This is a genomic window from Paenibacillus sp. GM2FR (genome assembly GCF_002803325.1).
In the GTDB taxonomy this organism is placed as follows: domain Bacteria; phylum Bacillota; class Bacilli; order Paenibacillales; family Paenibacillaceae; genus Paenibacillus_AQ; species Paenibacillus_AQ lautus.
In genome coordinates this window covers 23,490-38,499 of record NZ_MKZM01000008.1, presented here as the reverse complement: position 1 = coordinate 38,499, position 15,010 = coordinate 23,490, and the positions used below count along the sequence as shown (strand labels likewise).

The window sequence follows — 15,010 nt, the reverse complement described above, 5'->3', positions numbered from 1 at the left end:
GCTAGCGAAGAACATATTCTACCGTTTCTCCCCGTTCTAGGCTGACGGCTACGTCAATGAAACGCTGATTGGAGCTGCCTCGAAAGGGAAGCGAGACATCCCTTAACTCCAGCTGGAATTTGCCATCCACGATTACATCGCACTGCATCGCCAATTCGCGCAGCTTCGGCTGCCTCAGCAGCGCTTCAAAGGTGAAGCCCGTGTAGGCCCATACACTTTTCCCGGGACAGAGGGTCCTGAGCTTGCGTACAAATACCGTGCATTCCTCCGGCGAGAAGAACGGGTCTCCACCGCATAAGGTCACGCCATCCAGCAAGGGGTTGTCGATGATATCCTGCAGGATGGACGCGGACAACTCTTCTGTAAACGGCTCCCCCGCTTCAAAGTCCCAGGAATCTGTATTAAAACATCCGGCGCACGCATGACGGCAGCCGCTCACGAATAGAACTGCCCGAAGTCCCGGACCTTCATTGATGCTCTCGGGGATGTATCCGCACACATTCACAGATGCTTCACCCGATCCCTGACCTCAGCCTGCTTGGCCGAATTGAAGCGCTCGGTATAATTGCCCGTTAAGTATCCCGTCACTCTCCGCAGCCGCTGGAAGTTTCCATCCGCCTCCAAGGCGCCGCATCCAGGGCAAGCACTTCCGATAATCCCTTCGTAGTTGCATGCCGGACAACGGTCGACGGGATGGTTTACAGAGAAATATCCAATGTTCTGCTTCAGCGCAAACTTCACGATGTCCTGAAAAGCAGCCGTATTCTGCCTTGCGTTGCCGTCCAGCTCCACATACGAAATCGCTCCTGCATTACACAGCTCATGGAAAGGAGCTTCGGAACGGATTTTGCGGTACGCTGCCATCGGATAGTACACCGGAATATGAAACGAGTTCGTATAATATTCGCGGTCTGTCACACCCTCGATCACGCCGAAGGTTTGCCGGTCCAGCTTCGTGAATTTTCCGGACAACCCTTCTGCCGGCGTGGCAAACAACGTGATGTTCAGGTTATATCTTTCACTGGCTGCATCGCAAAACTGGCGCATATGCCGGATGATCTCAATTCCCAGAACGCGACTGTTCTCATCCTCTCCGTGATGCAGTCCGGTCAACGCCTTCAGGCATTCGGCCAGCCCGATAAATCCAAGCGCCAGGGTACCGTGCTTAATCAGTTCGCGTACCTTGTCCTCCGGGGCCAGGGTTTCGCCGCCTTCCCACACGCCTTCCCGCATCATAAAATCCGACGCTTTGGCCGGTTGGTCGGCCTGCAGCTCGTAACGGTGAATCAAACCCTCTACCGCAATGGTCATATACTGATCCAGCTGCTCATAGAAGAGATTCAGGTCAGGCATATCCCGTTTCCCTTCGATGATGCCATGCTCAATGCCGAGACGAACCAGATTGATCGTATTAAAGGATAAGTTGCCTTTGCCGCTCAGGCGGTTTCGCCCGAACCGGTCTGAAATTGTCCGTGTCCGGCAGCCCATGGTGGCAATAATCGTGTCTGGCTCGTCCGGGTTATAGTAGACCAGATTAAACGACGCATCCACATTGACAAAATTCGGGTAGAGCCTGCGGCTGGAGCACTCAACGGCTTTCAGGAACAGATCGTAATTGGGCTCCCCTTGCGCCTGGTTAACCCCTTGCTTGCACTGAAAAATATGCTGCGGAAATATCGGCGTCTCGCCGCCGCCGAGCCCTTTCATCGTGGCATCCAGCAAAGCGTGGGATACCAGCCTACCTTCGGTTGACGTGCACATGCCGTAGTTCAGCGATGTAAAGGGAATTTGCCCGCCGGCCCGGCTGCTCATCGTGTTTAAATTATGGATCAGGGATTCCGCAGCCTGCTTTACTTCATTTACCGTTTCGTTATATGCGTAGTGATATATTGTCGGGTACATGTCCTTCAGTAGCCCATTGTCTATGTATATTTCGTTATCCTGAAGAGCTCGTTCATATGACCAATCCTCTCCATGCTCCGCTTCCCCGAAGTAGGCAAGCCCTTTGCGGAAATGCCGACGAAACGATTTGCCGACATACGGCGCTAGATCCCAATCGATTTTATTTCCGGACACGCCGCCGAATTGACTGTTCTGCTGGGATTGAAAGATGATGGCCACCAGCGCCATCGCGGTCATGATGCTCTGCGGCGGCCTGACCGATCCGTTACCGGTATTGAAGCCCTTGGCCAATAGACGGTCAAATGGGATGAAAATGCAGTTCGTCGTTCCGAGTGCATACTGGTCCAGGTCGTGCACGTACACATAGCCATCCCTCACCGCTCTCATGAGTTCTCCAGGCAGGATGAATTTGCTTGCCATCCATTTGGCGTACTCGGAGCCGATCCGACTCATTTTTCCACTGAAGGATTCTCCGTTCAGATTTGCATTCTCCCGGAGCAGATCCAGATTCGTTACCCCAATCACATCCCTGCTGATCTTGTAGAGTTCTCCCCGCCGCATCCGCTCCAGATCACGGGTTTCCCTGTAATGTTGATAAGCTGACGCCACCTTTGCGTATCCTGTACTTTGCAAATGCTCGACAACGATATCCTGAATTTCCTCCACGCTCACCTGTTCCATACCCGCGGTGGCATGAGCAACCTCATCCCCAATCCGCAAGGAGGCTTCCTTGCGGGAAGCACCCTCAACCGCAATAAATGCTTTATCCACCGCCTCCACGATCCGGCTTATCTCAAAATTCACCAGGCATCCGTCTCTCTTCATAACTTTCATGAATATAATCAACTCCTCGTCTACATCTCATCAACATACTATATATAGTTTTATTTTATTAATTTACATCCATATATAGTTTAATGCTGTGAGATAGATCACGCTTATTAATCCGAGAAACGGATCAGGCGATTCCTGAAAACATCCAAGAAGGGCCTGATACCCAACAGCAAAAAGGCACTCGAGCGATCATATCGATCACATCGGGTGCCTCTTGGTTTAGCTGCAGTAGGATTAACTTTCGGCAGGCGGCATCGGGGTTGGTGTCGGCTTAGCATAACCTGTGCTGTATTTTTCGTCGATTGCGATCCGAATCTCCATCAGACTCTTGCCCTCGCTGCTCATTTTGGCAGATTCCACGGCAATGTCCAAGCAAACCCCGCAGCGGGTGCCATGATCGTCCCACACCACGCTGCCGTCCTCCTGAATCTCATCAATAAAACAGTTCAGGTTGCTCTCATGACCGGCACTGTCCCCGCAGCCGCAATAACAAGGAATATATTTCAGGACATCACTCACCTGGGCGGATAATGCATAGATCGTTTGGAGCTCGCTGGTCTGGCTCTTCAAAAAGGCAGGCAGCTCGTCTATCGAGGCCGTCGCCTCCTGGATATCCCCATTGGACAGCTGGGTCTGATGCCCATGCTCATGCACGGCCTCGGCCTGTCCATTGGAGACCTGTTCCGAAGCGCTTTTTCCCGAGCAGCCGCTCAGCACCATGCCGACGGACAGCAGCAGGATGGCAAACCGTTGTTTCCCTGTTTTCATCATTCATTTCCCCCATTTGCGCGGCCGTAGTTACCATTCATGTTAATACGACCCTATTCTTCGCGTCGTAATCGCTGATTATGTGCGATCTTGGCTTCGTTCCCCTGCTCCGTCGCCTGATAGAACACCCGGCGGGAGAGCTCCTTCGGCAAATATTCCTGCTTGACGTAATGGCCCGGATAATCGTGCGGATACTTATAGCCGACATGTCCCAGCTTCACCGCCCCCGAGTAATGCGCATCACGCAGATGAAGCGGAACCTCTGCCGATTTCACTTCATCCATGGCGGACATCGCCCGGGATATGGCTGACACAACGCCATCGGATTTCGGGCTCTCCACCGCAAACAGGATGGCCTGGGCAATGTTAAGCTTGGCTTCCGGCCACCCGTTGTTCCGGTAGGCATCAAGTGCACTCACCGCCTGCACCATCGCTTGCGGATTGGCAAGTCCGATATCCTCGCTGCTGGCAGCAATCAAACGGCGGATGAACACCATCGGGTCCATCCCCAGCTTTTCGACCGCATACAAGAACCAGAACAAGGCCGCATCGCTGGAACCTCGAATGCTCTTATGAAAGGCGGATAGCACGTCATACTGCGTGGACTCGTCCGCCTTGACGAGCGGCTTGCGGATCGATTCCTCGGCCACTTCGAGCGTAATATGAACCGTACCGCCTGCATCAGGCGGGGTCGTCATCGCCGCCAGCTCAAGCGCATTCAGTGCACGCCGGATATCCCCGTTCGCCATGGTTGCAATATGCTCCAATGCTTCCTCATCGGCCTGGAGATCCATGAAGCCAAGACCTTTATCTGGGTCGGATAGCGCGCGCAACATGGCGATCATGGAATGGTTCTTAGTCAGCGGCTCAAGCTGGAACAAGGTTGAACGGCTCATCAAGGCCCCATTTACGTAATGAAAGGGGTTCTCTGTCGTCGCGCCGATAAATATAATCGTCCCGTTCTCCACGGCAGGCAGCAGCGCGTCCTGTCTTGAGCTGTTAAAGCGGTGAACCTCATCCAGAAACAGGATCGTTTTGGTGCCGTACAGGCTGCGGTTGCTTTGGGCTTGCTCGATGACTTCCCTCACGTCCTTAACCGAGGCTTCCACCGCATTCAGCCGAACGAAGTACCCCTTCGTTTGCTGTGAGATAATATGGGCCAGCGTTGTTTTGCCGCATCCCGGCGGCCCGTACAATAAAATGGAAGAAACCTGGTCTGCCTCTATGGCCCGTCTAAGCAGCTTGCCCGGACCGATAATGTGTTCTTGTCCTATATATTCATCCAGCGACGAAGGGCGCATCCGATCGGCCAGCAGCCGGGAATCACGGTCCCCTTCACGCCCGATACTGAATAAATCCATTGCTACACTTCCTTGTCTGATATCAATGCAAAGATAGCCGGTTTCAATCAAATCCGTCAGCCTCTATCATACCATATTCGATTTCGTTATGCCTGTAGCTAGCCTATGAGATCCAATCTGGTGATTCGAATAATCCATCGATATTCGCTGCTCGTTTAACATGATAACCAACTTTTATCTTTCCAGAGCGTTCAATATTATAGGAGACTATAGAGAATCCTTATCCAAGGAGAGTGGCTATGACAACTCGCAAGAAGTCCAAACGTAATTTATCAAACGGGGCTATCAATATGGGGATCAGTTTACTTGGACTCTATACCCATGTTAACCATAACAATCTATTAAAAGAGATCTTTGGGCCCGAATACCTCGACGATGAGAGACTCGCGATTAACCTGCTGTATGCCATCCTCATCTTGCAGTTCCTGGTCGGCCTTTATGCCTTCACTCGTTCATCCATCATTCTCTATGAATATAAGCAGGGCATCCGAAATGAGGAAGAGGACGAGGTTTCATTATAAACGTATCACTCGAATACCACGCACGAAGGGAGGCTATTGAATTGAAACGAAAGCCTATGCGAAAAATGACACTCTTCATCATCCTGGCAACTGCAGGTTCCATCCTCGCTGTATGGACTTTGATCCGGTTTATCGAAAATCTGGGCTCTTCCTACCAAATGCTTGGTTAGGCACAAGCACAACAAAATGACCCGCAGAGACAAGCACATGCCGACATGTACCACCCCACGGGACATTTTCCGTTCTTTCCTCTTCACGCTTAACGTTACTTCGTTAGTAACACCATCTCACCTTACTCCGCAGGCCAGCCGCTGGCCGTAATTTCTGAGGTCTCCGTCATGATATACGAAGGCAGCGGCTCCCCATGCAGCAGCCACAGCTCATGCAGTGCCCGCGTACATCCCACATACATCAGCTTGGCATCCCAAGCTTTCTCCGCGTAATGCGCCTGATCTGCATCCGCCACCACAACCGCATCGAACTCAAGCCCCTTGGACAAATAAACAGGAAGCACGGAATAACCGCCCTGATACGTTCCTTTGCTGCCATCAATCAGGTTCAGCTCCGGCCATTTCGAACTTAACCCCTCATGCAGCTCTTGCGCTTCTCGCAAGGTCCGAGTGAGTATAGCGACCGTCCGATATTCCTTAGCGATGAGTGCCTCCATCGCCCGTTCCAAATCTCTCGTTCTGGATTTCGCCGAATCATAAGGAATCAAGCGAACGGCATCGCCGCTTCGGAATACGGGTACGGCGAGCAGATCACTGCTAACCCCCTTCTCCAAAATGCCGTTCGCAAATTCGATAATCTCCATCGTGGAGCGATAACTGCGTGTCAAGGCAAAATAGGCTGTCTCCTCTTCCTTGAACAGGGAGCTCATCTCTTCCCACGCATGAACGCCGCGATAGGCATGAATGCCCTGCGACAAATCACCTAATATAGTGAAGGAATGTCCTCTGACGAACAGGTCCAGCACAGCCACCTGGAATGGCGAGAAATCCTGAGCCTCATCAATAACGATATGGTCAAAACGCTGCTCTCCGGTAATATCATTCAATAAACAGTGGAAATACAGCAAGGCAGGCAAATCCTCTTCGCGGACCACGTTCTTCTTCAAATCTTTACGCGTTGCGGCGAGCACCTCGGGCGGAATCAGAGCGGATAGCTCTTCAAACCACGATCCGGTTGCCTTAACCGCCCCAAACAATTGTTTATATAGTGAGACCGGCTCAAATTTAGGCCATCGGTTTGCATAAGCCTTTTCTCGTTGAGCCGCTTTTTTCTTTCGTTCTTTCATCAAGACCGCTGATGGCGATTTCTTCAGTTCCATCTCGACCCAGCGGTGCAATCTGGCCAGCAGCCGTTCCTTCCGTTTTGCTAATGGGTATGGTTTATATTCCTGGTAGAACCATTCCGCGATCGTCTCCTGTTTCAGAACGGCCCCCTCCCATGGAGAGAAGTCCCCGTCCGGGAGAGCTTCGGATTCGATAGCCACCACGCAGCGCCGGATGATCTCCATCAGTCTCAATGAGCCTTTATAGCGCCCGCTGACATTATCGTCAATATCCGGTGTCCCCTGACCCGGCTCCGTCTCGAACCATTGATGAAGCGTGTGGGTATGATCGTCCGAAGCGAGCTGAATATCGAGCAGCTCCGCTGCCCAATCGCCAAAGGTCCGCTGCTGTATATCACCGACTCCGAGCTCCGGCAGCACGTCGGATATGTAATCCAGAAACATCAGGTTGGGCGCGAATATGATCATTTTCTCCGCGGTTACCTGCTCTTTGTACTGATAGAGCAAATAAGCCAGCCGATGCAGTGCCACCGTCGTTTTTCCGCTTCCCGCCACCCCTTGGATGATGAGGGCGGTGTTTTTGGCTGCCCGGATAATTTTGTCCTGCTCGGCCTGAATCGTGGACACGATGTCCCGCAGCCGGTTATCCTTGTTCTCCCCGAGACGGTAAACCAAGAACTCATCGGATACCGCAGGCCCGCCGCTTTCCCGATTGTACGTATCCGATACCCGTTCCAAAATTTGCTTTCGGATCACGACGTTGCGTTTTAAATACACTAGCCCCTCGATGATTCCTTCGGGTGCTTCGAACGAAGCCGGGTCGGTACCGCCGGTAAACGAATAAAAAAGACTCGCAACCGGAGCTCGCCAATCAATCACCATCGGGTGATCCCCGGCATCTTCCTTATCGAAGCCGATCTTCCCGATGTAGAGCGGTTTTTTCGCTCCCGTTCCGCTCTCCTGAAAATCCAGCCTCCCGAAGTAAGGCTCCGGCAAACTTTTGGCGAGGGCCTGCCGTTTCTCTTCACGCCCCGCTTCGAGCACCTGCTCCGTAAAATCATGGCCCGTGTATACCGGAATCCCGCGCAAACGTTCAAGCTGACGGTCAATTTCAACGATAACCTCGTTTAGCCTTGACTCTTCTTCTTGATAGGCACTTTGAAAAGATTCTGACACTTTCAGTTACCTCCTAAGAAACATATTTTTTTCGCATCGAAAGTCTGGCTTTAAGGGCCCTGACACAAAAAGGAGTTCCATTGTAGCACACCTGGCCCGGATATACTAGCAAAGCTCTGTCATCGGAATCCCATGGTGCCGGCTTGCCATCATAATCGTTTCGTTAATGACCATAAAAAAACGCAGCGTCCCTTGCTTGGGACACTGCGTTTTTTTAACCACGCTAACCTTTGCCGAAAGGCTGTTTCTCCCTGCCTTCCGTTTGTCTATCGTTTTCTCGATCCGAGCTTGAGTTTGTCTAGATGCCTGTTACAACGAGACGCCGCCTTTTTCGAGCAGTTCTTTCACCGTCACGCTGACCATAATAAGTCCGGCCACGGGCGGAACGAAGGCATTGCTTGCCGGCGGCTGCTTCGCCTTCCGGATTTCAGGGGCGTTCTCGGGTACGATCTTCTCCGTAACGTCCTGGCGGGGTTTCATCGGCTCCTCTAGAGAGAATACGACCTTGACCCCTTTCTTGATGCCATCTTTGCGCAGCTTGGTGCGTACAATACGGGCAATCGGGTCCATGGAGGTTTTGGAGATGTCGGCTACCTGGAACTTCGTGGGGTCCATTTTGTTGGCTGCCCCCATGCTGGAGATGATCGGAATACCGCGCCGCAGGCATTCCTTGATCAGGTGCACTTTATAAATAATCGTATCCGATGCATCAATCACATAATCCAGTTCGAATTTAAACAACTCTTCATACGTTTCTTCAGTGTAGAACATGTTCAGGGCAATCGCTTCACATTCCGGATTGATCAGTTTAACCCGATCCACCATCAGATCCGCTTTCTTCTGACCTACCGTGGTCGTTAACGCATGTATCTGCCGATTGATGTTGGTGATATCCACCACGTCTTTGTCGATCAGAATGATACGGCCGACCCCGGTACGGGCGAGGGCCTCCACCGCAATGGCGCCCACGCCGCCGATACCGAGCACCGCCACGGTGCTGTTCTTCATGACTTCAAGGCCTTCAGGCCCTATGGCTAATTCCGTACGGGAAAATTGGTGCAGCATAATTCAAGCAACCTCCTTTTTCAAGAACAACAGGCTTATTATTTCTCGTCGCCCGGCTTCTTGGCGAGTTTGATATGCAGCTGCTCCAGTTGTCCTCCGTCCACCTGGGAAGGAGCGTCCATCAACAGATCCGTTGCGCTTGCCGTTTTCGGGAACGCAATCGTTTCACGCAGGTTGGTGCGTCCGGCAAGCAGCATCACCAAACGGTCCAACCCGAAGGCGATTCCGCCGTGCGGAGGAGTGCCGTACTCAAATGCGTCCATAAGATAGCCGAATTTGTCGTGCGCCACTTCCGGCGACATACCAAGAGCCGCAAACATTTTCTCTTGGATCTCGCGTTTGTAAATCCGCATGGAACCGCCGCCTACTTCGTATCCATTCAGAACGATGTCATATGCTTCTGCGCGTACGGCAAGCGGATCCGTATCCATCAATTCCAGATCTTCGTCTTTTGGACGGGTGAACGGATGATGCTCGGCCACATAGCGTTTCGCTTCTTCATCATAACTGAACAGCGGGAAGTCCAGCACCCAAGCAAACTTGTATTCGTTGTCGTTGATCAGGCCAAGCTGACGTCCGATTTTCAAGCGGAGCGCGCCTAGGACATCGGCAACCACTTTTTTATTGTCTGCGGAGAACAACAGCAAGTCGCCGTCTTCGGCACCCGTACGTTCTCTTACCGCTTCAATTTCCTGTTCGCTGAAGAATTTCACGATAGGCCCCTTAAATTCGCCTTCTTTCACTTGAATCCAGGCAAGACCCTTCGCTCCGTAACGGGCTGCGTATGGCCCCAAATCGTCAATTTCCTTACGTGTCCAAGTCCCGCAGCCTTTAGCGTTCAAGCATTTCACTTCGCCGCCTTTTTCAATGACGGAAGAGAATACTTTAACGCCGCTGCTTGCAACGATATCGTTCATTTCGATCAATTCCAAACCGAAGCGAAGATCCGGCTTGTCGGAGCCGTATTTGCCCATCGCATCGGCATAACTGATACGCTGGAATGGCGTTGCAAGTTCAACGCCGATGGTTTCCTTGAACAACTTCACCATCAGCTGCTCCATCATGTTAAGGAGATCGTCGCGTTCCATGAAGGACGTCTCGATGTCGACCTGGGTAAACTCAGGCTGACGGTCAGCACGCAAGTCTTCATCACGGAAGCAGCGTGCGATTTGGTAGTAACGCTCAAGCCCGCTCACCATGAGGAGCTGCTTGTAAATTTGCGGAGATTGCGGAAGGGCAAAGAATTCACCTGCGTGTACGCGGCTCGGTACGAGATAGTCGCGTGCGCCTTCCGGCGAGCTCTTGGTCAGAATTGGCGTTTCCACATCCACAAAGCCTTCGTCATCGAGGAAGTCGCGGAATATTTTCGATGCTTTGGAGCGCAGCATCAGCGTTTTTTGCATCTCTGGACGGCGCAGGTCGAGATAGCGATATTTCAAGCGAAGCTGCTCATCCACCTCCACGCCGTCTTCGATAAAGAACGGAGGTGTTTTGGCTGCATTCAGCACTTCAATGCTTGTCACTTGGACTTCGATTTCGCCAGTCGGCAGGTTCGGGTTGAACGTTTCAGGATCACGTTTTACGACTTTACCGGATACGGCCACCACGAACTCGCTGCGGACCTTATCAGCGACGGCCAAAGCCTCGCCGGAGAAATCCGGGTTAAATACGATTTGCATGATGCCGCTGCGATCGCGAAGATCGATGAACAGCACGCCGCCCAAGTCGCGGCGGGTCTGTACCCAGCCGTTCAGTGTTACAGTTTCTCCAATGTTCGCGGTTGTCAGGTGACCGCAATGATGCGTCCTTTTCATCGTTTATCATTCCCCTTTAATATAATGAAGTCGCTTCATGCGACGATTAAACCAATTCTTGAACCAGACGATCCAATCTCACCGTACGCTGCTCGCCGGTCTCCATCGACTTGAGGGCAATTTCTCCTCGTGCCAGTTCGTCTTCACCCAAAATGGCGGTATAACGAGCTTGCAAACGGTCGGCGGATTTCATCTGGGCTTTCATTTTCCGGCCGAGGTAATCGCGTTCAGCAGCTACCCCTTTGCTCCGCAGTTCATAGATCAATTTTGCCACTTCCTGCTCGGCAGCTTCACCCAGCGCCACCAGATAGACATCCAGCGGTTTGGCGGCCGACAGATTGACCCCTTGATGCTCCAGAATCAATTGGATTCGCTCAAGACCAATCCCGAACCCGATGCCAGGCTGATCCGGTCCGCCAATCTGATCGACCAGTCCGTTGAACCGTCCGCCGCCGCCTACCGTATCAATCGCGCCGATGCCCTGGGCCTTGAATTCAAATGCGGTATGCGTATAATAGTCCAATCCCCGAACAAGTCTTGGATTGATCTCATACTCGATGCCCATAGCGTCCAAATACCCTTTCACTTTCTCAAAGTGCGTGCTGCATTCCTCGTCCAGGCTGTCCAGGATCGAAGGCGCATCACCGAACTTCCCTTGGTCCTTCTTGCAATCCAACACGCGCAGCGGGTTGCGTTCCATGCGCGACTGGCAATCCGAGCAGAGGTTCTCTTTCATCGGTTCCAGGAAAGCAAGCAGCGCACTGCGGTAAGCCGCCCGTACCTCAGGCGTCCCTACAGAGTTAATCTCTGCTTTTACCCCATTCAGCCCAAGCTCCTTGTAGAAGCTGTATCCCAGCGCAATCACCTCGGCATCGATAGCCGGATCTGCCGTCCCGAACACCTCGACGCCGAACTGATGGAACTGACGGTAACGTCCAGCCTGTGGACGCTCGTAGCGGAACATGGGACCCATGTAATACAGCTTCGTGACGTCAGGCTCCCCATACAGCTTGTTTTGCACGTAAGCCCGGACGACGCCTGCCGTTCCTTCTGGACGAAGGGTCATGCTGCGATCCCCTTTATCCTTGAACGTATACATTTCCTTCTCTACGATGTCGGTGGTTTCGCCCACCCCGCGTTCGAACAACTCGGTCTGTTCAAAGATCGGTGTGCGGATTTCGCGATAGTTGTATCTCCGGCACAAATCGCGTGCCTTCTCCTCGATAAACTGCCATTTCTCGACGGCACCTGGCAGGATGTCCTGCGTGCCTGTTGGTTTCTCGAATTTCTCGTTTGCCATCTTCATCCCTCCACGTCCTATGACATCTTCACCTTTTGAACATGTCCCTTACCTTGATCTGGTTCATCACTTAGAACTAACTATGGAAAAACTCCTAGGGAGTCATTTCGCAATACGTCGTGAAAACTAAAAAATCTCCCGCCCCGTTGTTCTAAGACAACAGGGACGAGAGATATCATATAATCACCCGTGGTACCACCCACATTCCGGCGTTGACACACCCTACAGTGCGTTCAACCATCCGCTTCATCCGTTTAACGCCCGGCCGCGCAGTTCGGCTACTGTCTATCCCACCGGGTAACCGGTGCTTGCTTCGCCGTCTGTTCTCGGGGAGGTCATTCGTCCACTCATCAAGCGAATCCTTACAGCCAAAGGGATTCTTCTCTGGTCTTGTGGGGATGGAGTACTTGTTCCCGTCATGAAATCTGTTATTCATAAATATAGTATACCCAAAACATTATATTTTTAGATTCTAATGAACTGCCACACTAAAGTCAAGAAACTTTGTTGAATTTCCCCGAAAAAAGAAAAAAACCTACAAACCACGTTGTAGGTCCAAAACATATATTATATAAAAAAGGGGGTCATGCTGTTATTATAAACAGGGAATATTAAAGGAACATTGAACAAACATTACAGTTATGTTACAAGCGAGAAAGCGCTTTTACTATTAAAACCATGAAAGGGCTGCTCCAGCAGCGGAACAGCCCTTTTTCGTTCCCAGGGATACGCGGCCCCACGAGAATGAATATCTTTTATCTTCAATAAGGGGATAACGCTGCCGGCTTCTTCGCTAATTAATCAAATCGCTCCACATAAGCGTTATTCGCCCGCAAATCATGCACGATCTGATCGTAATCCTCGTCCCTTACCTTAACGGACAGCGTATATCTCAGATCATCATAGTCCCGGTCGGTCACGTCCGCTTCGCGCCATGTGTCGCCCAGCGTGTCATCGCCGTGCGGCCGATCTTGCGCTATATCGCGGCTGGCATTGGCATCCCGGGAGCCCACGATAACCCCGGGAGCCCCGACGACTCCGCCGGGAGCTCCCATCGTTGTAGCCCCTGCGGTCGCTCCACCCGTGCCGGAATTACCCCATGGCACCAGCGGCACGAGGATATTCCCTCCACCTCGAACCGGATCCAGAAGCTGTCCCACCTCCAACTGCTCCGTGTTGTACGTTAACAGCTTTGTCCTTGCGCCTTCCGCGTCGTCTTCTGTTCTGAAATAAGCTTGAATTTGTCTAGACATGTCCATTCCTCCTTTTTTTCAACCCTCTTGTTTGAAAGACCGGTATAACATGGACAACCATTGCAGCTTGCAGCTGCTATCCACTTACAGTGCCTTTAACAGCTCGCGCACGAAGGCTGGCTCGTCTTTCGGCGTCCGGGAAGTAATGAAGTTGCGGTCCACGACGACTTCCTCATCCTTAAAGTTTGCGCCGGCATTTACCATGTCATCTTGAAGCGGAGGATAGGAAGTAATCGTGCGTCCCTTCAGCAGGTCGGCACTTGCCAGAATTTGCGGACCGTGGCATATCGAGGCAATCGGTTTGCCTGCCTTGTCCGCTGATGCAACAAACTGCAATATATGGGAATCCAGACGCAAATTTTCCGGAGAAGAGCCGCCTGGAATAACCACCGCATCATAATCGTTTATATTGACGTCGGCTATGGCTTTATCCGTTGTATACGATGCCTTGCCTTGTTTACCCTTTACCTCTTGTCCTTGTTTCAATCCAATAATATCAGCTTGATGCCCCGCTTCCTTCACGGCATCATAAGGAGTTTTCATCTCGGAATCTTCGAATTGGTCAGCTAGTAGAAATGCAACTTTACTCATCTGGCATGTCTCCTTTCATGATCGTCCTCGATTTGTTATTACCCTGGAATGTCCTTTTTATAACAGCGGAATGGACGGAAGTCCTACGATCTACACCGTTCAGGTACAGTACATGGGCATTACAAGGACTGTAAGAACTCCCGGTTTAGAGTGAAATAAAAAAAGGCCTGAAATGTTCTCAGGCTCTGCTACGTCGTCACCAGAAGTGACTCACTATCCTATTTAGCTCTACGATCTCGGCAGCTGCTTCCGCATATTTCCCTTTATGCTAATGAGTTGTACAGGATCTTCCGAAGCCGTAACCATGCGTTCTGTGCTCGCTGCTTCCCTAATGTCTCCGGAGACCATCGTAGGCAAACTGCTCCATATCGAAAATTTGGGAGGTTGACGCATAACGAACACGACTCCTTTTTAAGTGTGAATACCTAACAAGCGATTATCCACTCAGGATGCCCCAACTCTCCAATATGATGCATGCTGCCCGCCTATTTAACCGTTTATGATCTGCTGTCAATGATCAGGGTTACCGGTCCCCAATTGGTTAGCGACACGTCCATCATGGCTCCGAATATCCCGGTCTCAACCTGCAATCCCTTCGCTAAGAGCTCGCGGTTAAAGGATTCGTACAATGCATTCGCTTCATCCGGTTTGGCGGCGGCCATGAAGTTCGGACGTTTTCCCTTGCGGGTGTCGCCATAGAGCGTAAACTGGGATACCGACAGAATGGCTCCGCCCACGTCCTGGACGCTAAAATTCATTTTTCCATCCTCATCCTCAAAAATCCGCAGCCCTGCAACCTTCTCGGCAAGGTATTTGGCATCCTTCTCCTCATCCTCGTGCGTAACACCAACCAGCACCATCAATCCCGCTTCAATCTTGCCAACGATTTCATTGTCAACCGTGACTTGCGCATGCTTACATCTTTGAATAACCACTCTCATTGGTTTAGCTCCTTCATTTCCATAAGAAAAATGTCTATCAATGTACTCTCTAAGAAGACAGACCGCGTTTAGCGGTAGTTTTTCTTGCGATATCAGGCAGCAGAGCCTCCGAAGTCTATACTCTGATATCTTAAAATAAAACGGCCTGTCTCCCGCAGGATAACAGACCGCCCATTCGTTTAATATCCGA

13 protein-coding genes are annotated in these 15,010 nt (G+C 51.5%); 2 read left to right on the top strand and 11 right to left on the bottom strand.

Annotated elements, in window-relative coordinates; all coding sequences use genetic code 11:
- Nucleotide 1: 1 nt before the first annotated feature.
- From nrdG to PAEVO_RS00280, 4 genes are all read right to left on the bottom strand, one after another.
- Nucleotides 2–505, bottom strand: coding sequence for an anaerobic ribonucleoside-triphosphate reductase activating protein (nrdG, locus tag PAEVO_RS00295; protein WP_100535775.1), 504 nt, complete (start codon nucleotides 503–505; stop codon nucleotides 2–4).
- Entirely contained in the window at nucleotides 502–2,736 is a 2,235-nt protein-coding gene (locus PAEVO_RS00290; RefSeq protein WP_100535774.1) for an anaerobic ribonucleoside triphosphate reductase, read from the bottom strand. Before PAEVO_RS00290 ends, nrdG begins: the two co-directional genes overlap by 4 nt.
- 234 nt (nucleotides 2,737–2,970) lie before the next feature.
- Nucleotides 2,971–3,507, bottom strand: coding sequence for a PCYCGC motif-containing (lipo)protein (locus PAEVO_RS00285; protein WP_100535773.1), 537 nt, complete (start codon nucleotides 3,505–3,507; stop codon nucleotides 2,971–2,973).
- A 50-nt stretch (nucleotides 3,508–3,557) separates the two neighbouring features.
- Complete coding sequence (locus PAEVO_RS00280; RefSeq protein ID WP_100539272.1) at nucleotides 3,558–4,865, bottom strand: replication-associated recombination protein A; 1,308 nt, start codon at nucleotides 4,863–4,865, stop codon at nucleotides 3,558–3,560.
- Between the two features lie 239 nt (nucleotides 4,866–5,104).
- Here PAEVO_RS00280 and PAEVO_RS00275 point away from each other — a divergent pair, with 239 nt between their 5' ends.
- Nucleotides 5,105–5,386 (top strand): hypothetical protein, encoded by a 282-nt coding sequence (locus tag PAEVO_RS00275; protein WP_100535772.1) that lies wholly within the window; start codon nucleotides 5,105–5,107, stop codon nucleotides 5,384–5,386.
- 41 nt (nucleotides 5,387–5,427) lie between these two features.
- The gene (locus tag PAEVO_RS34565; protein WP_272868173.1) at nucleotides 5,428–5,556 is read left to right on the top strand and encodes a hypothetical protein; all 129 of its coding nucleotides are present in this window, start codon (nucleotides 5,428–5,430) and stop codon (nucleotides 5,554–5,556) included.
- A gap of 122 nt (nucleotides 5,557–5,678) precedes the next feature.
- On the opposite strand, the gene PAEVO_RS00270 is transcribed toward PAEVO_RS34565, so the two are convergent.
- From PAEVO_RS00270 to dtd, 7 genes are all read right to left on the bottom strand, one after another.
- On the bottom strand, nucleotides 5,679–7,856 hold the full coding sequence (locus PAEVO_RS00270) for a HelD family protein (protein ID WP_100535771.1): 2,178 nt from the start codon (nucleotides 7,854–7,856) through the stop codon (nucleotides 5,679–5,681).
- A 309-nt stretch (nucleotides 7,857–8,165) separates the two neighbouring features.
- Nucleotides 8,166–8,921: a tRNA threonylcarbamoyladenosine dehydratase gene (locus tag PAEVO_RS00265; RefSeq protein WP_100535770.1), complete on the bottom strand. Its 756-nt coding sequence runs from the start codon at nucleotides 8,919–8,921 to the stop codon at nucleotides 8,166–8,168.
- Between the two features lie 38 nt (nucleotides 8,922–8,959).
- Entirely contained in the window at nucleotides 8,960–10,735 is a 1,776-nt protein-coding gene (gene aspS / locus PAEVO_RS00260; protein ID WP_100535769.1) for an aspartate--tRNA ligase, read from the bottom strand.
- Nucleotides 10,736–10,781: 46 nt separating this feature from the next.
- On the bottom strand, nucleotides 10,782–12,035 hold the full coding sequence (gene hisS / locus PAEVO_RS00255) for a histidine--tRNA ligase (RefSeq protein WP_100535768.1): 1,254 nt from the start codon (nucleotides 12,033–12,035) through the stop codon (nucleotides 10,782–10,784).
- A gap of 797 nt (nucleotides 12,036–12,832) precedes the next feature.
- The gene (locus PAEVO_RS00250) at nucleotides 12,833–13,288 is read right to left on the bottom strand and encodes a hypothetical protein (RefSeq protein WP_100535767.1); all 456 of its coding nucleotides are present in this window, start codon (nucleotides 13,286–13,288) and stop codon (nucleotides 12,833–12,835) included.
- Between the two features lie 84 nt (nucleotides 13,289–13,372).
- A complete protein-coding gene (locus PAEVO_RS00245; RefSeq protein WP_100535766.1) occupies nucleotides 13,373–13,879 on the bottom strand; it encodes a type 1 glutamine amidotransferase domain-containing protein in 507 nt (168 codons plus the stop codon).
- Nucleotides 13,880–14,376: 497 nt separating this feature from the next.
- Complete coding sequence (gene dtd, locus PAEVO_RS00240; protein ID WP_100535765.1) at nucleotides 14,377–14,820, bottom strand: D-aminoacyl-tRNA deacylase; 444 nt, start codon at nucleotides 14,818–14,820, stop codon at nucleotides 14,377–14,379.
- Nucleotides 14,821–15,010: the final 190 nt, after the last annotated feature.

Excerpts from the sequence above, each read along its gene's own strand:
- PAEVO_RS00290 (WP_100535774.1), bottom strand. The coding sequence starts at position 2,736 with ATGAAAGTTATGAAGAGAGACGGATGCCTGGTGAATTTTGAGATAAGC.
- PAEVO_RS00285 (WP_100535773.1), bottom strand. The coding sequence starts at position 3,507 with ATGATGAAAACAGGGAAACAACGGTTTGCCATCCTGCTGCTGTCCGTC.
- PAEVO_RS00280 (WP_100539272.1), bottom strand. The coding sequence starts at position 4,865 with ATGGATTTATTCAGTATCGGGCGTGAAGGGGACCGTGATTCCCGGCTG.
- PAEVO_RS00275 (WP_100535772.1), top strand. The coding sequence starts at position 5,105 with ATGACAACTCGCAAGAAGTCCAAACGTAATTTATCAAACGGGGCTATC.
- PAEVO_RS00265 (WP_100535770.1), bottom strand. The coding sequence starts at position 8,921 with ATGCTGCACCAATTTTCCCGTACGGAATTAGCCATAGGGCCTGAAGGC.
- aspS (WP_100535769.1), bottom strand. The coding sequence starts at position 10,735 with ATGAAAAGGACGCATCATTGCGGTCACCTGACAACCGCGAACATTGGA.
- hisS (WP_100535768.1), bottom strand. The coding sequence starts at position 12,035 with ATGGCAAACGAGAAATTCGAGAAACCAACAGGCACGCAGGACATCCTG.
- PAEVO_RS00250 (WP_100535767.1), bottom strand. The coding sequence starts at position 13,288 with ATGTCTAGACAAATTCAAGCTTATTTCAGAACAGAAGACGACGCGGAA.
- PAEVO_RS00245 (WP_100535766.1), bottom strand. The coding sequence starts at position 13,879 with ATGAGTAAAGTTGCATTTCTACTAGCTGACCAATTCGAAGATTCCGAG.
- dtd (WP_100535765.1), bottom strand. The coding sequence starts at position 14,820 with ATGAGAGTGGTTATTCAAAGATGTAAGCATGCGCAAGTCACGGTTGAC.